Origin of the sequence: Psychrobacter sp. SCQQ22 (genome assembly GCF_015864605.1) — a bacterium.
GTDB classification, from domain to species: Bacteria; Pseudomonadota; Gammaproteobacteria; order Pseudomonadales; family Moraxellaceae; genus Psychrobacter; species Psychrobacter fozii.
The window spans coordinates 361,509-386,525 of the sequence record NZ_JADYWZ010000001.1 but is presented as its reverse complement, the minus strand read 5'-3'; the positions used below and the strand labels follow the sequence as shown (position 1 = coordinate 386,525).

Annotated in this window: 18 protein-coding genes; 12 read left to right on the top strand and 6 right to left on the bottom strand. The window is 42.5% G+C overall.

Translation table 11 applies throughout. The features are described from left to right. Positions 1 to 227: 227 nt before the first annotated feature. From I6E84_RS01635 to I6E84_RS01590, 10 genes are all read left to right on the top strand, one after another. Positions 228 to 1,133 carry a nicotinate-nicotinamide nucleotide adenylyltransferase gene (locus I6E84_RS01635; RefSeq protein ID WP_227681261.1) on the top strand — a complete coding sequence of 302 codons (906 nt, stop codon included), beginning with the start codon at positions 228 to 230 and terminating at the stop codon, positions 1,131 to 1,133. Positions 1,134 to 1,274: 141 nt separating this feature from the next. After that, a complete protein-coding gene (gene rsfS / locus I6E84_RS01630) occupies positions 1,275 to 1,688 on the top strand; it encodes a ribosome silencing factor (protein ID WP_110921901.1) in 414 nt (137 codons plus the stop codon). A 227-nt stretch (positions 1,689 to 1,915) separates the two neighbouring features. Beyond that, entirely contained in the window at positions 1,916 to 2,689 is a 774-nt protein-coding gene (locus I6E84_RS01625) for an MOSC domain-containing protein (protein ID WP_110921902.1), read from the top strand. 126 nt (positions 2,690 to 2,815) lie between these two features. Next, the gene (locus I6E84_RS01620; protein WP_197215701.1) at positions 2,816 to 3,244 is read left to right on the top strand and encodes a hypothetical protein; all 429 of its coding nucleotides are present in this window, start codon (positions 2,816 to 2,818) and stop codon (positions 3,242 to 3,244) included. A gap of 213 nt (positions 3,245 to 3,457) precedes the next feature. Further along, positions 3,458 to 4,339, top strand: a complete 882-nt coding sequence (locus I6E84_RS01615) for an N-acetylmuramoyl-L-alanine amidase (protein WP_197215699.1) — start codon at positions 3,458 to 3,460, stop codon at positions 4,337 to 4,339. A gap of 50 nt (positions 4,340 to 4,389) precedes the next feature. Beyond that, positions 4,390 to 5,136, top strand: a complete 747-nt coding sequence (locus I6E84_RS01610) for a pyridoxine 5'-phosphate synthase (protein WP_197215697.1) — start codon at positions 4,390 to 4,392, stop codon at positions 5,134 to 5,136. 234 nt (positions 5,137 to 5,370) lie between these two features. Continuing rightward, positions 5,371 to 6,561 (top strand): glycine C-acetyltransferase, encoded by a 1,191-nt coding sequence (kbl, locus tag I6E84_RS01605; protein WP_197215695.1) that lies wholly within the window; start codon positions 5,371 to 5,373, stop codon positions 6,559 to 6,561. A 77-nt stretch (positions 6,562 to 6,638) separates the two neighbouring features. Further along, positions 6,639 to 7,664: an L-threonine 3-dehydrogenase gene (tdh, locus tag I6E84_RS01600; RefSeq protein ID WP_197215693.1), complete on the top strand. Its 1,026-nt coding sequence runs from the start codon at positions 6,639 to 6,641 to the stop codon at positions 7,662 to 7,664. Between the two features lie 119 nt (positions 7,665 to 7,783). Continuing rightward, a complete protein-coding gene (locus I6E84_RS01595) occupies positions 7,784 to 7,960 on the top strand; it encodes a hypothetical protein (protein WP_197215691.1) in 177 nt (58 codons plus the stop codon). A gap of 111 nt (positions 7,961 to 8,071) precedes the next feature. Continuing rightward, entirely contained in the window at positions 8,072 to 11,197 is a 3,126-nt protein-coding gene (locus I6E84_RS01590) for an ATP-binding protein (protein WP_197215689.1), read from the top strand. Positions 11,198 to 11,609: 412 nt separating this feature from the next. Here the strand turns inward: I6E84_RS01590 and purL are convergent, their stop codons facing one another. Next, positions 11,610 to 15,608 carry a phosphoribosylformylglycinamidine synthase gene (purL, locus tag I6E84_RS01585; RefSeq protein ID WP_197215687.1) on the bottom strand — a complete coding sequence of 1,333 codons (3,999 nt, stop codon included), beginning with the start codon at positions 15,606 to 15,608 and terminating at the stop codon, positions 11,610 to 11,612. A 557-nt stretch (positions 15,609 to 16,165) separates the two neighbouring features. Here purL and I6E84_RS01580 point away from each other — a divergent pair. Next, entirely contained in the window at positions 16,166 to 16,660 is a 495-nt protein-coding gene (locus tag I6E84_RS01580) for a pyridoxamine 5'-phosphate oxidase family protein (RefSeq protein WP_197215685.1), read from the top strand. Positions 16,661 to 16,794: 134 nt separating this feature from the next. On the opposite strand, the gene I6E84_RS01575 is transcribed toward I6E84_RS01580, so the two are convergent. The 5 genes from I6E84_RS01575 to acs all read right to left on the bottom strand — a co-directional run bounded on the left by I6E84_RS01575 (position 16,795) and on the right by acs (position 23,077). Continuing rightward, positions 16,795 to 17,568, bottom strand: a complete 774-nt coding sequence (locus I6E84_RS01575; protein WP_197215684.1) for a hypothetical protein — start codon at positions 17,566 to 17,568, stop codon at positions 16,795 to 16,797. A gap of 214 nt (positions 17,569 to 17,782) precedes the next feature. Then, positions 17,783 to 18,463, bottom strand: coding sequence for a CDP-diacylglycerol--glycerol-3-phosphate 3-phosphatidyltransferase (gene pgsA, locus I6E84_RS01570; protein ID WP_197215683.1), 681 nt, complete (start codon positions 18,461 to 18,463; stop codon positions 17,783 to 17,785). Positions 18,464 to 19,152: 689 nt separating this feature from the next. Beyond that, entirely contained in the window at positions 19,153 to 19,407 is a 255-nt protein-coding gene (locus I6E84_RS01565; RefSeq protein ID WP_110921916.1) for a hypothetical protein, read from the bottom strand. A gap of 261 nt (positions 19,408 to 19,668) precedes the next feature. Continuing rightward, positions 19,669 to 20,850, bottom strand: a complete 1,182-nt coding sequence (locus tag I6E84_RS01560; protein WP_197215682.1) for an NAD(P)/FAD-dependent oxidoreductase — start codon at positions 20,848 to 20,850, stop codon at positions 19,669 to 19,671. A 265-nt stretch (positions 20,851 to 21,115) separates the two neighbouring features. Then, entirely contained in the window at positions 21,116 to 23,077 is a 1,962-nt protein-coding gene (gene acs, locus I6E84_RS01555) for an acetate--CoA ligase (protein WP_197215681.1), read from the bottom strand. A 475-nt stretch (positions 23,078 to 23,552) separates the two neighbouring features. On the opposite strand from acs, the gene I6E84_RS01550 reads away from it, so the two are divergent. Then, positions 23,553 to 24,854 carry an NAD(P)/FAD-dependent oxidoreductase gene (locus I6E84_RS01550; protein ID WP_197215680.1) on the top strand — a complete coding sequence of 434 codons (1,302 nt, stop codon included), beginning with the start codon at positions 23,553 to 23,555 and terminating at the stop codon, positions 24,852 to 24,854. Positions 24,855 to 25,017 lie beyond the last annotated feature (163 nt).

Below are 25,017 nucleotides of genomic sequence, written 5' to 3'. Positions count from 1 at the left end.
CACACTGTTTATTGATAAGAAATTTGCTGATTAAAATTTTGGTGATTAGCAATATACAACTAAGCCGACTGTCACTATGATAGTCGGCTTTTTATTACCGTTTTAATGACAGAAGCTGACCCGCCCACTACAATAGCGCTATCGTTTCTTTTGAATCCACTATCACGTTTTTCTTACCAGCCATTTGACCTATTTATATCTAATATGACCAACAATTTATGCTTAATATGACTAACCATAAACAGACTCAACACCCTACACCTGCCATCCGTGCTTATCTTGGTGGCTCATTTGATCCTGTGCATAAAGGTCATTTGCAAATAGCCATGTACGTCTATCAGCATTTATTACCGCTAGCGAAGCAGCTAAATCATGAGTTGCATGTGTCACTATTGCCCAATGCTCGCTCGCCTTTTAAACAACAAAGCACCGATCCCAAGCATCGTTTGGCTATGTTAAAACTAGCGACAATCAATACACCCATACAGATAGATGAGCTTGAACTGTGGCAAGCGCCACCTGTCTATACCATCGATAGCGTACGCGCGTTACGGCAGCGCTATCCGCATGACAGTCTGATATTCATCATCGGCATGGACAGTGCGCTGAGTTTAAGCAAATGGAAAGAAGGGCTTGGACTGACTGACTATGTCAATCTGTGGATTTTTAATCGTGATAGCCTGTCTGATGTTGATGTTAAAAATAACAGTTTTGCCGAAAATACGAAAAAATTAGTAGACGAAAACCACATAGCGCAAGACGTGACCAAATTGCAGTCACAACTACCCGCGGAGCTGCAATGTCTAGTAATCGACTCACCGAATGAATTGATAATGCCCAACGCTCAAGCACTGGTAAATAACAGCGCTCTAAAAAATAACTATCAAGGTTACATTTATATAGACCCGCGCCCTGTGACAGCCGTATCCAGCACGCAAGTACGTCAAAAACTTCAGAAAATCCCTCACATATTAAATATAAAGCATACTGCCGAAATGCAAATCGCATCTTTGCAACCAATAAATGATATCATGTGCAATACTGAACTTAATCCATTAGCTAAATGGCTAAATCCTGCTGTTTATCAATATATTATCGCCCATCAGCTATATTCTGCTGCTCAATTCCGTTAAAATCGCCTTATCTTTGTCACTTTGCCTATCCTGTCTGTATATGTGACGGGCGACATCTAGTTCATTCGACAATGCCAACGCATGCAAATTGACGATTTACCTTTTTATTTTTAATATTTACGATTCAAGAGATCAAAATTTATGACCAACACCATGACCGAAGAACGCTTAAAAGAATGCTTAGCCGTTGTTGAAACTGCTCTAGACGACATGAAAGCAAAAAACATCACTGTGATGAATGTAGAAGATTTGACTGACGTAACAGAACGCATCATCATCGCTGATGGTACGTCTAAGCGCCACGTACGCGCGATGGCTGACAGTGTCGGCGCTGAAGCCAAGCAAGCTGGCTTTATGCCACTTGGCCGTGAAGGCGGTATCGACTCTGATTGGACGTTGATCGATTTGGGCGCTGTTGTCGTCCATATGATGACGCCACAAGCTCGTGAGTTCTATGACTTAGAAGGCCTATGGTCATCACCAGAGCAGTTGGCTGAGCTGGTCGCTGTGCCACGTGAAAAGAAAACTGCGGGTCGTCGTAACAAAAACAAATAAGACTGTTGATTACGATATCTGTTCAACATTGAAAAACGTACCACCAAAAAGACCAGATGATTATTCTGGTCTTTTTTTTATGTAAAAATAAGCGGTTCTGTGTCTAGTACACGCACTGATAAATATTCTGAAAATGGTTCAAGATTACGCTAAGATATCAGCAACCAGACAGCATTACTGCCTCAAAAAACAACCAACCATCAGAGCGGCTTATGAGCACAGAACCGATGATATCTACGCTACCAGCAACGGCACAAAGCAAGCCAGATTTTAACCAAGACCTGCCACTACATATCGCCAACTTAACCTGCGTCCGCGCTGGCAAATCTATGCCATTCACCCGTGAGCAACTGAGTGCCATTGACAAAGCGCCAATCAAAGCGCCTGTCGCGGTCAATTTCATGGGTTTGATCACTGATGAGCAAGCCGATCGTAAACATCATGGCGGCCCGCTAAAAGCCGTGCATCAACTGGCGCCTGCGACTTATGAGAGAATCAATACAGAGTTTGGCCTAAAGGTACGCGTCGGTACATTGGGCGAAAACCTTACGACCGAATCTGTCAATGGCCTACCGGAAATGACTGAGTCTACGGTTTGCATTGGTGATGTTTTTCAATATGGTGGACATTTTGAGAACGGTCAAGACAATAGTAATGATGGCGATTGCGTTCAGCTACGTATCGTTCAACCGCGACGCCCCTGCTACAAGATTAACGATCAAATCGGACAGTTTACCAAAGTGCCAAATATCGCAGCATGGGTAAGCAAACAAGGTATCTCTGGCTGGTATTTCCAAGTCGTACGTGACGGTCTGATTGATGCAGGTTTACCAGTTTACTTGATAGAACGCCCCTATCCGTTTGCAACACTTGAGACACTGTGGCAACTGGCCAACTCTAAAGAGAAATACAATGCTGATGTGATCGAGCCATGGCTCGCGATTGAGTGTTTGGAAGAGAGTTGGAAAAAGGTCTTGGCTAAGAAGATTCAAAAAACTTAAAACCTGACCCTGATAAATACGGCCAAGCTTTCATTTTATGAATGATGACAAAATATTATTGATATACAACTGCTAGGGGTTTCATTATTATTTGTATAGAACGTCAACATTATTATGGAGCCATCAGTGTTTAATAGAAAACTATTACTGACCATCCCCATCTTAGCATTAAGCGCCTGTAGCCAAACCGCGATGTCAGACACTGCTAAGGTTAAGGCGAACTCAAATCTACAGGCCTTATCAGCTACCAATAGCTTTCAAGGTACATGGGAAGGTCAAGGTTATCAATATGACATTGAGGAAAGTTGGACTATCAAGATTGCAATAGTCGGCGGTCAATATAAAATTGACTATCCATCATTGCAATGTGGCGGAGTATTGACGCTGTTAAATACAACTGCCAATAAGATGGAGTTCAGGGAAAAGATAACCTATGGCCCATGTGTAGACAATGGCGATACAGTCATTACTAAGACTGGTACCAACACGGTAAGCTTTGCTTGGTATGATAGAGATGGATCGAAAGGTGCAGATGGTACTCTTAGAAGAAGATAAGCCTACGTGTATCGAGCACTTTTTTCATTTAGTGCATCGCTCAAACTACTTAAAATGATTTATCATGGTTTCCGCTCGGATTATAGTCCTAGCGGATTTTTTGTAGCAGATATTGTCAATTCAAAAATCTACTATGATTTAATACCACGCCTTAGTCATCATAATGGCTGATACTAAAATGTATGAAATCATTTATTCTAAGCAAAACATAATATGATAAAAAATACCGTCTTTCTTACTACTGTTCTTGGCATGATATTTTTATCAGGCTGCGTGACCACGACCTTTCCAATAGCGACCACCAAGAGCTACATCGTGGACAGTAAAACCTACCAAGCCACTGGCAAAAGTGAGCGCATCAAAACCATTGTGCTGCACTATACGGTCTCAGACAATGACCGATCTATCAACACACTGACCACAGGCAAGGTCAGCGCCCACTATTTGGTGTTAGATAATGACGATGATAAAATTTATAACCTCGTACCAGAAAATGAACGCGCTTGGCATGCAGGTGATGGCAGTTTTGCAGGACGGACGATATTAAATGATACTTCTATCGGTATAGAAATCGTCAATACAGGAATTGCACCTGAGTATCAAAATGCCCTAAAAGACGGCAAGCTGGCGTATCATCCTTATGACCATTATGTCGCTTTTGACGAGTTGCAGATTAAAAAGGTCGCGGAGCTGGTACAAGATATCACCGCCAGATATGACATCTCACCAAAGAATATCATCGGTCATTCTGATATGGCACCCTCACGTAAGATAGACCCCGGTGCTAAGTTCCCTTGGCAACAGCTGTATAAGCAATATGGTATCGGCGCTTGGTATGATGACGCTGATAAGGTTGCTTTTATGGATACAGACGCATTTGTAGCGGCCACGATACCTGAGCTGAAGCAAGAATTCAGAAATTATGGCTATCAGATCAATAATAGTGACGAGTGGGACAAAGCCAGTCGTGATGTCGTCTATGCGTTTCAGCTACATTTTCGACCTCTGAACCCAACGGGCGAAATAGATTTAGAGACTTATGCTATTTTAAAGGCATTGAATAAGAAGTATGCTGATACCAACGATTTTTATTAGCCATTAACAACCAAGAATCTATCCATAACAACAATGAGAAAGGAAATACTATGAGCACATTGTTTAGCGTAAATTTGAATAAATTGGCTTTAATCCGTAATTCTCGCGGTACTGACTACCCTAACCTGTTGACCTTTGTGAAGAAGCTGATTGACCTAGGGATCAAAGGCTTTACCGTACACCCAAGACCCGATGAGCGTCATATCAGATACCAAGATGTCTATGATATCAGTGCATTCTTAAAAGACTATCCAGAGATTGAGTTCAATATCGAAGGCAACCCAAATGAGCAGTTTTTGAAGATTATCCGTGAAGTAAAGCCGCATCAATGTACGCTCGTGCCAGACAGTGACGATCAGCTGACCTCAGATCATGGCTTTGATATCATCACACATCATGAATTTTTATCAACATTGAGCAAAGAGCTGGAAGCGTTCGGTACACGCTGTGCGGTATTCATCGACCCTGATATCGAACAAATCAAAGCAGTCATCGAGAGCGATGTACAGACGATCGAGATGTATACCGAAGAATGGGCGCGCGCTTACAGTAATGGTAAGAGCGATGACAATATTGATTTCGATGAGGTCAAGCAACGCTTTAGCGATTGTATCAACCTAGCCAATCAAAACGGTATCCGCGTCAATGCGGGTCATGATTTGAATTTAGATAACTTGGCTGATCTGCTTGCGCTGAGTGATATCGCTGAGGTGTCAATTGGTCATGCCTTTACGATTGAATCATTGGAACAAGGCATGGATAATGTCGTGCGTCAGTATTTGGCGATTTGTGGGTAGTCCATACTAATAAGCAAATAGTCTATTCACTTTACACTCGATGCGGTGATGCTGGGATATATTTTATGCAGCCTCTGTCAGCGTAAACACAGCAAGCAAGTAAAATTTATACCAGTAGCACGGCAATATGGGCGTATCAATTTTATTTTAAAATGACTACAGTTTGGTTTTATCAGCAGTCCTAATATCTGCATTATCAATACAAAAGCTAATAATATTAAAAAAGGAATCTTTATGTATCAAGACTTTCAGAAACACCTACAACAAGAAATCAGCGATATCCGTGCGGCAGGCCTGTATAAAAACGAGCGCGTTATCACTTCTCCGCAAGATGCACTCATCAAGATCGCCGATGGTCGTGAGATGCTTAACTTCTGTGCCAATAATTACCTTGGATTGTCTGATCACCCTGAGATTAAAAAGGCGGCTATCGAGGCTATTGAGAACTCAGGTTATGGCATGTCATCGGTGCGGTTTATCTGTGGGACGCAGGATTTGCATAAGCAATTAGAGGCGTCGATTTCTAAGTTTTTTAATACCGAAGATACCATTCTTTATGCGGCCTGTTTCGATGCCAATGGTGGTGCCTTTGAGCCACTACTAACCAGCGAAGATGCCATTATTTCTGATTCGTTAAATCATGCCTCAATCATCGATGGTGTGCGCCTGTGTAAAGCCGCGCGTTATCGCTACGCCAATGCGGATATGCAAGATTTAGAGACGCAATTGCAAGCGGCGCAAGCACAGCGTTTTCGCTTAATTGTCACCGATGGTGTGTTTTCAATGGATGGTAATGTGGCGCCAATGGATGAGATTTATGCGTTGGCACAAAAATATGATGCCATGGTGATGATTGACGAGTCGCATTCAGCAGGCGTGGTCGGTCACACTGGTGGCGGCGTGACGGAATTGTTTGATCTACGTGGTGACATTGAGCTGATCACGGGTACTTTAGGCAAGGCATTTGGCGGTGCTATTGGCGGCTTTACCACGGGTAAAAAAGAAATCGTTGAGATGTTGCGTCAACGCTCACGCCCGTATCTGTTTTCAAACTCCATTCCTCCTATGGTAGCGGCCGCTGGGGTAAAAGCGTTTGAGATGCTGTCGCAAGACAATACCCTACAAGATAAATTGCATGAAAATACCGCCTATTTTGTGAAGAAAATGCAAGACGCGGGCTTCGATATCAAGCCCACCGAATCGGCAATTTGTGCGGTTATGCTTTATGATGCCAATGTCTCGCAACAGATGGCAGACGCACTGCTTGAAGAAGGCATTTATGTGATCGGCTTCTTCTATCCTGTCGTACCCAAAAATGAAGCTCGCATTCGTGTCCAGCTCTCTGCCGCCCATACTCGCGAGCAGCTCGACCAGTGTATCGCCGCTTTCATCAAAGTCGCCAAGCAAATGAAAGTGATTGATTAAGCGTCGTTCGGTATTTGTTCGGTATTCACTCGCTAGATTCAACCATTAAGCACAACACCGTTAAATAAGAGAAAAGTATGAAAGCACTGGTTAAAGCCCATGCCAAAAAAGGCATCTGGATGCAAGACATGCCAGAACCTACGGTTGGCATCAATGACGTCAAAATTAAAATTAAAAAGACCGCCATTTGTGGTACAGATTTGCACATTTATAAGTGGGATGAGTGGTCAGAAAGAACCATCAAGACGCCGATGATCATCGGACATGAATACGTCGGTATCATTAGTGAAATGGGCGATGGTGTGAAGCATTTTGAAGTGGGTGATCGAGTCACTGGCGAAGGACACATCGCTTGCGGGCATTGCCGTAACTGCCGCCGTGGTAAGCTCCATGTGTGCGAGAACACCATCGGTGTGGGCGTCGACCGCGATGGCGCGTTTGCCGAATATTTGGTGATACCTGCCGATAATGTCATCAAACTCGATGAGCGTATCAGCGATGAGATGGCAGCCATTATGGACCCCTTTGGTAATGCCACTCATACTGCCCTTTCATTTCCTGTCCTTGGTGAGGATGTGCTGATTACGGGTGCAGGGCTGATTGGTTCCATGGCAACAGCGATTTGCCGCTTCGCAGGAGCGCGTAATATTGTGGTCAGTGATATCAGTGATTATCGTCTAGAGCTTGCCAAAAAAATGGGCGCGACGATGACGATAAACCCAGCCAAGGGTGAAACCATCGAAGGCGCCATTGCTGAGTTAAAAATGCACGGCTTTGATATTGGGCTTGAGATGTCAGGCTCGCCTCAGGCTTTTGATTCGATGATTAGTAATATGTATAACGGCTCTAAAATCTCTCTCTTGGGTATTTTGCCTAACACTACCACGGTGGATTGGAGCAAGATTATTTTTAAGGCGTTAACCCTAAAAGGTATTTATGGCCGTGAGATGTGGGAGACGTGGTATCAGATGGAGCAAATGCTGATTAGCGGTATTGATTTGTCGCCCATCATTACCCATCGCATGCACATTGATGACTTTCAAGAAGGCTTTGATATCATGGAAAGTGGGCAATGTGGTAAGGTGATTTTAAGCTGGGATTGATAACATGGTGCGTCAGCATTTGAGAAGTCGTGGTTAACTTTTAAATTATCACGACTGATAAAACGGCACTGATTTCAGTGCCGTTTTTTATAGGGTGAAAATCATATGAGGGATAAGCTATGGGTGATTCTGAAGCCGATAAACTTGAAAAGTATTTAGAAGAAAAAGCCAAACAAGATCAGGAAAAAGAGCATGTGTCTGAGCCACTCTCCGCCTATGATGCTTGTGTGCTAAAGGAAAGTGCTAAGATTCATGAGTTGATTGCTGAGGCTAAAAAGCGTTCAAAGGATGAATAGTTGGATGGAAATATTTTTATCCGTTAATCGTGCGTTTACGGTAGAATCAACCTATGTTGATAGGTTATATAAAATCAAACGATTAAGTTTAAAAATAAAAAGGCATCTACCATGAGCGCAGGATTAATCAAACATCTAAGAAAGAAGACTGATGAAGACAGCAATACTAAAATATTGATGTCTCAATGGGAATTTGATGAAAAGCTCGTCGGTAAGTCGCTTGAGAATGTGGGTAGTTATTACCCACATTTTAGTAGTCACAACGAATCACACTCTCAGCAAATACTCGTCAATATCGAACGTCTGTTAGGAAGTAATATCGAAAAGCTGACAGCGACAGACACATGGTTAATTCTAGAAGCGGCTTACTGGCATGATATCGGTATGTTATTTAATGCCGATGAAGTTCAAGATGTAATTGAAAATGATCATTTCAAAGACTACGTTGAAGAGCTTGCTAATAACAATGTTCAAGACTTACATGAGTTTGCCAAGGTTTGGCATAACGACGGTTGGGAAGCTGCCCTTGTTCATTATGATAACCCATATAAAGGCGTTGAAAAATATCGTCAAATGGTTGCCGAATGGTATCGTCGTGACCATCCCACCAACTCCGAAAGAGTTGTTTTAAAACCATTTGAAAAACTGAATATTAGCTCTCCACGTACTGAACTACTTCCAAATCGTATTTATCGCTATCTCGCTCAAATTTGTTTATCTCATGGCAAAAGTTTCAACTACGTCATGAAAGACTTACCTTTTCGCCAAACAGGTATGGGTACGGAAGACTGTCACCCTCGTTTTGTTGCATGCCTATTACGTCTAGGCGACTTATTCGATATAGATGACAACCGCTTTTGTCCAGTCATGGCAAGGCAAGTTGGTAATATGCCGTCGTTTAGTGAAACGCATAAACATAAGCATCAAGCGATTCGTGAGTTTCAGCTAGATAATGAGACAGTTAGTGTTACCGCTGTATGTAGTACTGAGATGGCATATATTGAATGTCGTAACTGGTTTGACTGGATTAAAGAAGAAATTCAAAATCAGATGTCACAATGGAAAAATATCGTCCCTAGTCGTGACTTCGGGTTACTTCCAACCATTAATAAGCTTAATGTTGAGATGACTGACAAAAAAATTCTACTCAATGACAAGCCAATGAAGTTCTCACTTGACGAGCGCAGTGCTATTGAGTTACTGCAAGGTAATAACTTATATAAAGATGATATGAGTATCTACCGTGAGCTGATTCAAAATGCTATTGATGCTACGATGATTCGAGTGTGGTTAGAGCATGGACAAGAACACAGTATTAGGAAATTGCCTGAAAATGCTAATCCTTATGACGCAGAAACTTGTAAATTATTCGCAGATTACCCTATTACCTTAGATTGTAAAAAGATCGCTGATAATAAAGATTCAACTTTATGGGAGTTTAGTATTGAAGATAATGGTGTTGGTATCTCGCGCATAGACCTTGAGTATATGCAGAAAATAGCAGGTTCAAAGAATAACAGGGAAAAGCAAAAAATTATTCGGCAGATGCCGCCGTGGATGCGTCCATCGGGAGAATTCGGAATAGGTATGCATAGTGCCTTTCTTCTTATGAAAGACTTACCCATAGAACAACAGAGAATTACTATTTTTACTAAAAGTCGACTTACTCATGAGAGTTTGAGATTAGAATTACATTCACCTCTATCAGATAAAGCAGGTTACTGCTTCATCACGAAAGTAAACGACTTAAAAACATATGGGACTAAATTAATAATCAATGAAATTTTTGAGAAAGATATTAAAAAATTTTTGAAAGATGAAAATCTTTCATACTCTGGGTATATACAACCAAGTGCACTTTATAGTTATCAGCTTGGAAGCTATAATGCCTTAGAGAAAGTCTCCTCAATATTCGAAAAAATATCAAACCCAGTAGTTAACTTCAATTTGTCAAAGAAAATAGAAACTATTATAGAAAAATCAAATTCTTATTTAAATAAATTCAAACATAACAATAAAATTATAGATTCACCGGTTTTTTGGAATTTGGAAAGTAAATCGGGGCTAAAAATAAAAATATTAAATGAAACAGACTATGAAAATAGTTTCTTTTCTTTCTCTAAACTCCCTTCTAGAAATTTAAAAATATTTTATAAAGGACAATATATAGATTCACTATATACATCAGATAGGGAATCTTCAGATAACTCAAGCCTCTTAAAATATCCATTTATAGAGTATTCTTTAGATATGTATGATATTAATGCCTCTCAAATCCTAACCCTCAGTAGGGATAGTATACATAATAAAGAAACTCTATTAGATAGGTTTGAAAATATGTTGAAGTATTTAGAAGTAGCTATTACTGAAAATAAATTCGATATATCAACTATGATTTCTAATCCTATCCACCTATCTCTATTACTAAATTTATTCAATGAAAATTACTATACTAATTTTCCTGCTACAGATGAATGGAAAAAACTAAATATTTCTGATGATTACACTATAGAGGATATACTACATCTCAGTTCATTTACTATTACCTGGAGCCCAACTACAATAAAACAGTTACCAGATAATATTAACATAAGTAACCATATAGACTCTGAAACAATGAAATTTTTAGTAGATAATTCAGAGTTCTTACAAAAATCCATTAAAGAAAGTGGCTTTCATAGCTATATCTTTAAAGATGCTAGTTATTCGGGAGCATATTCGATAAGAAATACCTTATATTCAAAAAATAAAATAGATAGTAACCTTTTCGAAAATATTATAACTCTATGGGAAGATAGCGAAGAGGACGAGGATGAGAATGAATATATTTTAGATTATATTTTTGACTTAGATGTACATCCGCCATTTTTTCCACATAAAATAGAACCTCTTGTTTCAGCTAGAGAATTCATAGATGCTCTTTTTAATGAACAAAAAAATTCAACTTACGATGGCTTATTCTTTACTAAACATGATGAAGAGATATTTTTATTTCCATATATAGAGAATAATGAAAAGGTTATTGAAATAACGAATACAATGTCATTTAATTTAATAAATTCATTTTTAGAAATAAGTTTTGAAGAATTTGACAAGCAATATAACGAAATCAAAAAACAAATTCTCAATAAAGCTAAAAACAGTTACCCTGAATGGTATAAAGCATATGAGCGTGGACAGAGTTTTAGATCAATAGATTTAAGCTCTTTAGATGAATTACATAAACCCTCTACTTAGATATAATAGTTGTCTTGAGGCGCTGTTTAGCCCCGACTGTAGCGGTATCCTGCTGGTTTGGGCAAATTGCGATGGCTAGGTTTTGGGGTGGCGACGCGAAGTAAGCGACAACCCAAACCGTAGCCATCGCCGCGCCCAGACTGGCAGATACAAGTGGAAGGCGGGAAATAGCTCCCCTAAAATCGTTGGGTGTCGAAAGCTCCACACCAACCTACCCTAAATACTCAAAATTCAATCTTCAAATCCCAAACGCAAAAAAGGTGAGCCGAAGCCCACCTTTTCATTTCAAAAACAACTATCTAAAACTATAAGCAATTGCTAGAGGTTTGAGTAGCGAGGAAAACATGCGCAAGCACTACATGTCGTAGGCTCAGCAAGTTTGACGAAGCTAATCAAGCATCTAGGTTTGCGACTAGCGCAACCAAGCACGGGCGTTACGGAACATACGCATCCACGCGCCGTCCTCATCCCACTCTTCTGGTTTCCAGCTGTGGTTGTAGGCTTTTAGGTTACGCTCAGGATGTGGCATCATAATCGTCACACGACCATCAGTGCTACACAGACCCGTGACACCGCCGACAGAACCGTTTGGATTGAGCGGATACGTCTCAGTTGGATGACCTTGGCTATCGACATAACGCATCGCAAGCTGACCGTGTTTTGCCATACCTTCGATTTCGTTGTTGTCTAGTGTGGCATAGCCTTCACCATGCGCCACAGCGATAGGCAAGATGCTGTCTTGCATGCCTTTGAACAGGATAGACTTGGTACGCTCGATTTTCACATTGACCGTACGCGCTTCAAAACGTGCCGATTGGTTGGCGATGAAGCGTGGGAAGTTATCTGCACCTGGGATGAGGTCTTTTAACTGAGCCATCATCTGACAACCGTTACAGACACCTAATGAGAAGGTATCAGGACGGGCAAAGAAGCGGACAAACTGCATGCGTAGCTCATCATGGAACAAGATAGAGTTCGCCCAACCTGAGCCAGCGCCCAGTACGTCACCATAACTAAAGCCACCACAAGCGACCAGACCGTCGAAGTCACGTAGATTGATGCGGCCATTCAATAGATCGCTCATGTGAACGTCAACTGCTTCAAAGCCAGCTTGGGTAAAGCCTGCTGCCATCTCTGTCTGACCATTGACGCCTTGCTCACGCAAGATAGCGACTCTTGGTTTATTCTCACGACTGGCTAAATATGGTTCTTCAACTTTTTGATTCAAATCAAAGTTTGGCGCAGCGATTAGGCCTTTATGGCTCGTATCAGCAATCAAGTCATACTCTTGCTGTACGCACGCTGGATTATCACGGCGACGCGCGATTTGATAACTGACCTGCGTCCATGCTTGCTGCAATTCAGTACGGCTGAAGCGTAAGGTGTCATCACCCATAAGCGTTGGCGTTTGGATAAGCAGGCTATCTTCTTCAGAGCTTTGACCAACGAGGCTCAGCATATCAACAACGTTAAACTCTTCTGCCAATTGCATTAGAGCAGCGACGTTTTCTGGCAATACTTGGATGACTGCACCCAACTCTTCACTGAACAGTTGACCGAGTAAGTTATCGTCCGTCAATGACAGTTTGATGCCTTGACGGCTAGTGAACTGCATCTCTGCGATAGTTGCCAGCAGACCACCATCACCGATATCGTGATAGGCGCTGATGACGCCTTGCGCGTTACCCGCTTGGACAAAGTTAAAGAAGTCGACCAAGTCGCTTGGCTGTGCTAAATCTGGGCAATCGTTACCCAATTGACTCAGCGTTTGCGCAAGGATTGAACCGCCTAGACGTAGCTTGCCTTTAGACAAATCAATACGGTAAAACGCGCTATCGCCATTGATTAGCTCAGGGGTTAGCGTTTTTGCCACATCAACCACAGGAGCAAAGGCGGTAATCACTAGGCTCATTGGTGATACGACTGATTTATCCGTCTCACCTGCTTCACTGCTGTCAGTCCAGTTGGCACGCATCGATAGCGAATCTTTACCGACTGGAATCGCGATACCTAGTGCTGGGCACAGCTCTTCGCCGACTGTATATACCGCGTCAAACAATGCTGCATCTTCCGCATCATCACCACAGGCAGCCATCCAGTTCGCTGACATCGTAATATCAGACAACTGAGCAATACGCGCACCAGCGATGTTGGTAATCGCTTCACCAATTGCAAGGCGTGCTGAGGCTTGTGGACTGATTAAGGCAACTGGTGTACGCTCACCGATACTCATGGCTTCGCCGCTCATCACCTGACCATCTAGCGCAATCAAGCCTGATGCTGTCACAGCACAATCCGATACAGGCACTTGATAGCGACCCACATACTGATCACGCACGACCATACCAGTGATAGAACGGTCACCAATGCTGATCAAGAATGATTTGCTAGCGACGGTTGGGTGACGCAAGACGTCTTTGATAGACTCAGCTAAATTGACTTCATTTAAATCTAATGCAGGTAAGCTGGTGTCATGACGCTCAAAGCTACGCTTCATCTTCGGCGTGCCACCTAGCAATACTTGCATCGGCATATCGACAGGTTGGTCTTCTAGCAACTCGTCATTAACAACCAATTGACGCACATCCGTGGCTGATCCTAAAATGGCATACGGGCAACGCTCACGCGCACAGATCGCATCGAATTGGGCTTCGCTGTCTGGACGAATCGCGAGGACATAACGCTCTTGCGCTTCGTTTGACCAGATGGCCATTGGTGACATGCCAGCTTCTAACGATGGAATTTTACGCAGATTTAGTACGGCGCCCATCTCGTGGTCATTGACCAGTTCAGGCATTGCATTAGAGATACCGCCCGCGCCCACATCATGCAATGACACGATAGGGTTGCCGTCTTTGCCATTATTGCTGGCATCGACATCATTACCGGCTAGTGCCCAGCAGCGATCCATCACTTCTTGGCAACGACGCTCCATCTCAGCATTGTCACGCTGAACTGAGGCAAAGTCTAAGCCTTCATCAAGTGAACCACTATCAACAGAAGATGCTGCACCACCGCCCAGACCAATCTGCATGGCAGGGCCACCAAGGACGATCAATAAATCACCTTGCTGAATGGCATTTTTTTCAATGAGGTTGCGTTTGATATTGCCGTAACCACCTGCCAGCATGATTGGCTTATGATAGCCGCGCATTTCGCTACCGTCTTTTGCCGCTGAGGTGTCCAGCTGAAAACTACGGAAATAACCACATAGATTAGGACGACCAAACTCGTTTGAGAAGTTGGCTGAACCGAGTGGTGCTTCAGTCATAATCTCAAGACTGGTTGCCATACGATCTGGCGTGCCATAAGCCTGAGTACTCAACTGACCTGACTGCTCCCATTTTTCAGCGAGCTCTGGAATATGTAGGTGTGATACGTGAAAACCCGTCAGACCTGCTTTTGGCTTACCGCCACGACCTGTTGCGCCTTCATCACGAATCTCACCACCAGCACCCGTCGCTGCACCCGCATACGGGGCGATAGCCGTTGGATGGTTATGCGTCTCGACTTTCATCAGAATGTCGATCTCTTCTTGATGGAAGTCATAAGGATGGGCAGAATTTGCATCCATCGCGTCAGTCGGAATCGGGTAAAAACGCATGCCGTCAGACCCTGCCATCACAGCAGCGTTGTCTTTATAGGCAGATAAAATACCTTGTGGATTCGACTGGTAGGTATTCTTAATCATTTGGAACAGTGACTTTGGTGCCACAATGCCATCAACTGTCCACTCAGCATTGAAAATCTTATGACGGCAATGCTCTGAGTTTGCCTGTGCAAACATCATCAGCTCAACGTCAGTTGGATTACGCTTAAGCTCATTAACATAAGCATTCATCAAATAATCAATGTCTTCATTTGATAATGCAAAACCAAACTGGGTATTGGCAGACTCTAGCGCTGACTGACCTTGTCCGATGACATCAATATGATTCAATGATGCTGGCTGCTCGGCATCAAACAATTTGTTCAAATCATTTAAATCATAGACCAAGCTCTGGGTCATACGGTCAAACAATAATTGCTCAGCGTCTACTGGTAGTCTTTCGCCTGCTTCACCATCGATTGTTAGGGTATAAACAACGACGCGCTCAACACGGTTGATCTCAATTTCACAGTTATTAAAAATATCAGTCGCTTTACTTGCCCATGGCGAAATCGTGCCAAAACGTGGACCAACGATAACTTGTAATTGATTGGCCTGTGGGTCGGCAAGGACATTGCTACTATCGACAGCAAGTAAGTCTAGCGCTTTTTTATACTCATCACCTTCGAGCTTGCGTGATAACACATACACTTGCTGGGTATTGATTTGGCTGACATTGAGCTCGGTTTTTTGCTGAAACTGACTGATGAGTTGCTGCGTCTGAAAATCGGTAAGAAACGGTTGTCCGGCGATGGTCATCATAAAGGCATAATCCGTAAGATCAAGGCATCTCTGCCATGCTAAGTAAATGGTCTGCGTATTATAACAAGAAGCCCTGTAATAAGCAGGTCTAAACCAAGATAAATTGCCGAAAAACGCATTTATTGAACTCGCAAACGGTTAGCAAATAATTGCCTTGTTCTTCCCTTTGACCTTCCCCCTGATCTACTCTTTAGGCTTCTATCTGTGACATCGTATTGCATAGCGTTTTTTCAGAGCAGAAAGCTTGAGCGCCTATAGTCGATTCAATTTAAAAGCAGTACAAGGCAACTGAGTGTAGCTGTACATTAAATACCTCAAGCGAAGTTAACGCAGTAACACTTTTATAGTGAAATGAGTATAACGTCACAATTTTTACTTAACCCTTATACTCCTTACAAACTCTCACATCGTATTACTGGCAACCTATATAAATAGACCTCTGGTTATCGGTATTCTAAATACGAATTGTCAAAAAGCTAAAAAGTAATAAATAAAAACCTGACTAACAAAAGCTTCATAATTATTAATCAAATACTATAAAGAAAAGGAAATTTACTATGAGTAGACAAGACCATATCGATAAGGTGCAAGAACTGGTAAAAGACATCAAGTTTGCCATGATGACCACTCGCACTCACGAAGACCATCTACATGCTTGCCCAATGACCACCAGTGAAACCAGCATTGGCGCAAAAGAAATTTGGTTCATCGGTGATAAGACCACTGAAACGGTCAAAGATATCGAAAGAAATCCGCAAGTCAACTTGGCCTACGTCAGTCAAGATGCTAAGAATTATGTCTCTATCAACGGTAAGGCAGAACTGGTCGAAGACCAAGAAAAGCTAGATGAGCTATGGTCGCCGATCTACAATGCGTTTTATGAGCAAGGTAAAGAAGATAAGAATATCCAGTTGATTAAAGTCGTACCACACGGTGCAGAATACTGGCTCAGCGGTAGCTCAGTCGTCAACATGTTCAAAATGACCACCGCTGCCGTAATGGATGGTAAGAAAGCGACTAACTTGGGTGAAAATAACTCAGTGACTTTATAAAAATTAGTAATGTTATAAGAAACCGTTATTTAAAAGCAAGATAGTAGAATACGAAAACGCCAGTGGCTAATGCGACTGGCGTTTTTTATGTTTGGTATTTTGTCTCTTATTTCACAGTAGAATAAAAGTTATAATTACTGTGGTGGTTTCGCATAACCATTATCAGCTGGATAAGCCTGTGGCTGCGCTGGCTTTGGCTTAGTAGGATCATACAGCCCATAAACTGCCGTACCGATTACACCCGTATTATTGATAGAGCCCGAACTGGTATTGGCAGCATAGGCACTCTCCGGCTTGCTAAAAATAAAGGATGCCACTGAGCTCTGGCTCTTACGGAAGCCCTCAATCACCAAATCGTCATTTGGTTCCAATACATATCCGCTGTCATAACGACTGGCAGCACTGCCATTGAGGACATTTATGCCATCGACACTAGCGACGATCTCATAAGTATTGGCGCTGTTATTATGATACACCAAGCGGTATGCCTGACCTGCTTGACCTTGGACATAGTAGTTGCCCGAGTCCCGATAAAGTAATAGTGCACCCGTATCTGTTTCCATCGAAAAATCAACCTTGCCAGCCAATAATGACATGCTATTGACGGCTCGGCCAGTATAGGATTTGTCTGCATAACGAACCTGCATCTGCTCAATAGGCTCAGGATTGGTACGGCGCAAATCAACAGTAGTGACCTCTGAGTTAACATCATCTCCCCATTTGGTCCCCAAGCGTTCCGATTCAGCAGCATCCTGAGTAGAACGATCTGCACTAGAGTCTGTTTGGATAGACTTTTCTTGCTGAATAGCTGAAGTGGATTGCTCTTGCATATTTGAGCCTGAAGAGCACCCTGTCAGCAATGCAACTAACATAACGGCAGCGACTGACTGTTTCTTATGTAATGCCATACCTATTTCCTTATTTGAATGACCTCTTATCATAATTCGGCCAATTCTCTTGTATTTTGTTTACTAATTTTGAGTATATATCAACAATACATACAATCAAAGAGTAAAATAAATCTACCGCCCAGTAGGGGAATACTAGACAATAAAAAACGCCAGTGGCTAATGCGACTGACGTTTTATCTAAATTTTATGATACTACAATCAATAATATGGCTTAACCACTCTGCTTGAGATATGGCCAAGCGGCTCTTAGATAAATCATCATCGACCATAATGTCAGAACAACAGCTGCAACCATCAACACATAGCCAATGGTTTCAAGCGACTCCCAGTTTAGAAGAAGCACCGTAATTGCCACCATCTGAAACGTCGTTTTTAACTTGCCGACATAAGATACTGCCACGCTGGTACTCTTGCCTAGCTCTGCCATCCACTCACGCAACGCAGATACCGCGATTTCACGCGAGATAATCACGATGGCTGCTATCGCCATTATGATATTAGGGTGCCACTGCACTAAGATAATTAGGGCTACAGCGACCATCAGTTTATCAGCGACGGGATCCAAAAATCGTCCAAAGGCTGACATCACATTAAGCTTACGCGCAAAGTAGCCATCTAACCAATCGGTAATCGCAGCGATAATAAAAACGCCCGTCAATAATAAATGACGTACCAAGCTATCGCTAAACTCACTCATGCCTACCCGCGCAATCACATTGTCTGAGATGGCTGGCATGCCGATGCCCATAGAAGGTGGCCAATAAGCAATGGCGACAAATAGCGGAATCATTAATATTCGCGCAATAGTCAGATTATTGGGCAAGTTAAAAATACTCTTAGTATTTTGCGTACTTGGTGGCTCCTGCGTATGCAAATGCGTATTCTCAGTCATGGCAAACCCAGTTTCATATAGACATAATAATGGCAGATAGCTTAGCATTTTTCGGGCAAGTCGTCATGCCATCTCTTTAGCTACTAAGTTACCAATTATATTAAAATCCATCCGTAATCATCATATAACTATGAAGTATTAACATTATTTATTAGTAATGCGCATAAAATCACAAAATCATTCATGTTTATTCGACATTATACTAACGTATATGTTCTATCAAATACCTCCTCTAAATGTCTTTTTAAACGTAATATCATGTAACCAAAACAGCCAAACTGTGACTGTTTACGCTATGATAGCCATTCCAATAAAACACTTGTACACTTAAATAGGTAAGTAACTACATCTGCCTATTGAATTAACCGCTACTACTCTAATCTTAGAGAGCAATAGTAGAAATTTTATAATAACAACAACGCCTAATCACTGCCCTTGTAGTCATCATAGTTATTACTACACGCTCAGTTTCCTCAGCCCACAGTTCCTCCTTTGTGGGCTCTTTTTTGTCTACATTTATTCATCAATAAATATTTCATCATTTATGCTACTACAATGCCCTTTTATACTCACCTGAGCGTTTTAATTGTTAAAACCTTATGAAAGCATTTTTGCTTTAAATTAAAAAACCCACTCAGCGGTGGGTTTTTGATACAGATTGTAAACCTGTTGAGCTAATACAATATAAATTACGACATTTCGAATTTCACATCACTCAAAGTCATTGGCAACACTTTGATTGGCACAGCACATAACCATGCTATACCTGCGGTACAGTAGAATTTTTCATCATCATAAGATACGATTCTCGCTGTAAAATCATTCTCGATTTGATCTCTCATAGCATCTTCATCGCTATTATCATCTACCGCACACCATATCTCCTGACAACCATTTTCGAGCATCACGCGAGTTAAATCACTTCCTATCAGCACTTTATCCACCTCTAGCTTCATACTATTTAATATATTACGAAAAGCAAATATATCGGTTTATTAGAGATTTTAATAGTGTTATTTGTAACTTAAAGTCGATATTTAATACACAAATATTGATTATTTATATGCAAATCAATCTCTCTCGACTTTACACATCATTGATTACTCTTCTACTTTTGTAGAATCGGTTTGAATTAGTTTGTTAACATTTCAGATACATTTTATCATTGATCAGACCCTACGAGATAATGAACGACTCATCTCCCATCAGACAACTTTATGAATATAATAGATAGCCTCGACCGTCTGTTGTGCCATTTGATAGCAGCTTTCGATATTGCCCTGGCCACACCAGTCACCACTGACAATCCACTGATGCGTCTCATCGACTAAAATACCTGACGCACTTTTATCATTGTTGTCATTAACCACCGTTGCAGCATAACGCCAGCGATGACTGTCTATTTGGCTAGGTGCGCTTTCCTCATTCCAGTTCAGTGCTTGCTGTGCGGCTTGTAGCAATTGTGCTTGGACGGTCTCGATATCATCATCGACATGCTGCTCTGACCAATGATTGCTGGCATGAATGGTAACACTGGGTAGCAGGTCATCATGAGCAGGCTTTTGATGCTCAATAAATATTCTATCGAGAATAGAATCACTCAGATAAGCGACATCCCATTCTGGTTGAACATCTTTACTTAGGGCTTTCGGTAATGTGGCAATATCGCTCCACCCCAACATCAATGTATAGCAAGCCTGCATCTGTGGCTCAGCAATTTTTGATTGGGCATCAAAACCACTATCTGCCATCAACTCAACTGCCTGACCATTGGGAGCGGTACAAATTACCCAGTCAAAGTGACCTAGGCTTGCGCAAGTATCGTCAAACAGCTCCGTTTTTTTATCAACCTTTTCTGATATAGCGCTATCATATTGATCTAACGGTGCAACGCGGGTTTTAAATTTTATAGTGGTATGCTGCAATTTATCCGCCAATTCACGTCCCCAGCTGGTCATTTTGGGGGTACTGATATAGCGTGCTTGCGTGGTATTCCATTGCTCTTTGCTTTGGATGTCGGATGACTCAATACTATCGTTTTCTGGCATTAGGTTGACCACTTGTGCACACCATGGTTGCAGTAAACCTGTCTCTAGCCAAGGCGCAATGAACTGCCGAAAACTGGCTGTTTTAGCCGTAAAAAACTGTGCCCCAAATGCCCATTGCCAGTTTTTACCCGTTTGACTGTCGGTACGATAACGAGTAGCTAAACGTCCAACACTGCGCGACTTTTCAAAAATCGTAATATTAAGGACTGGTGTTTTATCATTATCTTGGCTAAAAGCACGCTCTAATAATGTGGCAGTAAATAGTCCTGTCAGACCACCACCGATGATAGCGATTTTAGGTGAAGTAGTATCAGTACGGTTTAAAGGATGATGAGTCATAATGACAATAAGCCTTATAGGGTATGTGGTCAGAAAATAGTATTTATAAAAATAACGGTTTGTTTTAGTCGATACAATTTTAAATAGTATTCAACTTTTAAATAGCATTGAACCTTTAAAACTTACTCATATCAATATCGTCTACGTAAAAAAGCCATGCTATTTCTATAACATGGCTTCTTTTAATTGCCTAACAAGGATAGTGTAGATCTATATGTGATACTTCAAGTGAGGCTAACGCAGTAACACTTTTATAGTGGAGTGACTATTCTCCACGCTCAGCTTTGACTACCTCAACCAATTGATTAATCACAGAACTGTCTGCAAGGGTGGATAAGTCGCCCAAACCGACATATTGCCCTGCCGCTAGATTACGCAAGATACGGCGCATGATTTTACCTGAGCGCGTTTTTGGTAGCACATTGACGATATGGATAGTATCCAAATTGGCAATGGGGCCAATCTCAAAGCGGACGTGTCGATTCAGCTCAGCCTTCAGTGACTCTGTCTCTTTTTCACCTGACTTTAGAATGATAAAGGCACAAATACCCGTCCCTCTAATCTCATGTGGCATACCGACGATAGCAGCCTCAGCCGTCGCAGGATGTGCGACCACGGCACTTTCAATCTCGGCTGTACCCAGACGATGACCCGCGACATTGAGCACATCATCGACACGCCCTGTAATCCAGTAATGTCCGTCCTCGTCGCGCTGTACCCCATCACCAGTGAAATAATAGCCTGGATAATCGCTAAAATAAGTCTCTAAAAAGCGCTCATGGTCATTATAAATGGTCCGCATTTGTCCCGGCCAGCTACTGTTAATTAACAAATTACCTTCAGCAGAGCCTTCTAATATAGTGTCATCTCTATCGACGATTTCTGGTTTTATACCGTATAGAGGATTCATCGCCGCACCGGGTTTAAGTGCAACTGCGCCGGGTATCGGAGCCATTAGAATGCCACCAGTCTCCGTCTGCCACCACGTATCTACGATTGGACACTTACCGTCACCGACCACATGATAGTACCAATCCCATGCTTCGGGATTGATTGGCTCCCCCACGGTTCCGAGCAAGCGCAGGCTAGAACGATTAGACTCACGGACAAAAGCATCTCCCTCCTTCATCATCGCTCGAATAGCGGTCGGCGCGGTATATAAGACCGTCACATTGTGCTTATCAATGATATGGCCAATGCGTGCCCATGTCGGATATTCTGGTACACCCTCGAACATCACTGTCGTCGTCCCATTGGCGAGCGGTGCATAAGTTGAGTAAGTATGACCCGTAATCCAGCCCACATCAGCTGTACACCAGTAGACATCGTCATCTTTGATATCGAAAACATCTCGAAACGTAGAAAGCGCATAAGTGATATAGCCGCCAGTCGTATGCAACACGCCTTTAGGCTTGCCAGTCGAGCCAGATGTATAGAGTAAAAACAGCGGGTCTTCGGCATTCATCACTTCAGGCTCACAATACTGCGATTCACCGTCTATTAAACTATGATACCAAAGGTCGCGGCGACCACTCATCGGGACAGAGTTACCAGTACGATGGACGACGATGACGTTGGTCACGCTGTCAGTGCCATCCATATCGAGCGCGCGATCGACATTCGCCTTGAGCGGCGTACGTTTATTACCACGTAAACCTTCATCAGCAGTGATAACCAGTTTTGAGCGACTGTCTATCAAACGATTGCCCAAGCTCTCAGCAGAAAACCCGCCGAAGACCACTGAATGCACGGCACCGATACGCGTACATGCCAGCATCGCTACCATCGCTTCCGGTATCATCGGCATATATAAGGTGACGCGATCACCTTTTTTGACCCCCAGCTTACGCATGGCGTTACCCAAGCGGCAGACCGATTCGTGCAGTTCTTTAAAGGAGATAATTTTATGTAAGGAAGGATGATCGCCTTCCCAAATAATCGCTGGTTTGTAAGGATTATTTTGCAGGTGTCGGTCTAGGCAATTGACAGAAATATTCAGCTCACCATCTTCGAACCACTTGATTCGAAAATCCTTTAAATCATAATTAACGTCGCTGATTTTGGTTGGTTTTTTTATCCAATCAATCAGCTCGGCACGCTTCGCCCAAAAGGCATCATGAGACTCAGGGGATTCGATAGACTGCTGGTAGTCGGTGCGGTATTGTTCGGCTGTCGTATTGGCAGCAGCGATGAACTCGGCTGCAAGGGGAAATGATTTCTGAGTCATAATAGTCATCCTTTTTAATTATTATGACCTGTACCAATCGTCAATAACGACCGTCTGTACAGGTAATAAGAGCCATCTTCCATAATGCGTGACACGTAAGGTTAGTTTGACAAATAAGCCGGATGGTTGCAAGGCATCAACTGCCATTCATAACAATATCACTGTACAGCTGTATAATTGGTCATACATGATAAAATTTATGGACAAGGCAATAAGCTATTTAATCCTTGTAACCTTAAATAAAATATGGACAATAGCTACTCTAAAGCGAACGCTAAGAGCGACTGACTCTTTTCAAGCACGACTTTATTAAATATAAGCAATCGGCTTTATTTTTACTATTTTATATCTATAGTCAATTCACCCTATTATCGATACAACAAACTGAGTGCCCACGATACGGTTGGATAGTGAGCGAGGTTGATACCTGTAGCGATTTTATAGTGGACAGGCTCTATCATTTTATGAGACCACAATGAGCAATCAACGCAATACATCACAATACGCCCACTACGATGTCATTATTATCGGTGCTGGCGCGTCAGGGTTATACTGTGCGCTCACTGCGGGTCGCCGTGGTCGCCGCGTACTGGTATTGGATCATGCCAATAAAGCGGGCAAAAAAATCCTCATGTCAGGTGGTGGCCGCTGTAACTTTACCAATTACTTCGTCGAGCCTGAGCATTTCCTTGGTGCCAATCAACATTTCTGTAAATCAGCCCTCAGCCGTTATCCCAGTTGGGAGTTTATCGGTATGGTTGAATCGCATAAAATTCCTTACCATGAGCGTGAGCACGGTCAGCTGTTCTGTGATGACTCTGCACAAGATATCTTGAGCATGCTCCTTGATGAGTGTGCAGCAGCAGGCGTACAAGTAAAATTGAATGCTCAAATTGAAAGTGTTCAAAATGTCGAAAATGATAAAAATGCTCGTTTTCAATTATTGACTACCAAGCAACTCAGTAAAAAAGAAAAGCAAGAGAGAAAAGAGGCGGCAAATCTATCCAAGCTGCCACAAACAGGCTATCGCTGTGAGTCGTTAGTCGTCGCCACTGGCGGATTATCTATACCAACGATGGGTGCTAGCGGCTTGGGCTACGAGGTGGCACAGCAGTTTGGGCATACACTCATACCGACTGATGCCAGTCTCGTGCCTTTTACCTTCACTGATAAAACAGGTGAACTGATTCGAGCATTGTCAGGCATTAGCTTGCCAGTCATTGCCAGTAATGAGCGCATTTCCTTTAAGTTACCGCTGCTGTTCACCCATCGTGGACTGTCCGGCCCTTCTATGCTGCAACTATCCAACTATTGGCATACGGGTGAAACCATCAGCATTAACCTGCTACCAGAGACAGATACGACAGCGCTATTATTGGCTCATAAAAAATCACACCCCAAGCAGCTGATTCGTACAGTATTGGCTGACTATACAGACAATGCATTACCCAAAAAGCTGCTGACTGCGCTGCAGACTCACCTGTGGGAAGACATAAAAGATACCGAGCTTGCTAATATTAAAGATGAGCGTTTGGCAGAGCTTGGTGCGAGTCTAAATGGTTGGCAACTGAAGCCCTCTGGTACCGAGGGCTATCGTACCGCTGAAGTCACGCGCGGCGGCGTCAAAACAGATGAAGTATCCTCAAAAACCATGCAGAGTAATTTGCAAGAGGGTCTGTACTTTATCGGTGAGGTGCTCGATGTCACAGGCTGGCTGGGTGGTTATAATTTCCAGTGGGCGTGGGCAAGCGGTTTCGTCAGTGGCGAGATTGTCTAACGATTCATTTTTTAATAACTCATCTGTTTAGCCATTAGTCTATTTAAAAATCAGTCGTGTTCAATGATTTTGATGATGCATTAGGGCGTGTTTTTAGAGCACTCTGAACACGCTATAACCATCTATGTTTAATTTTTTATTCTACTTAAGTTGATTTTTAACT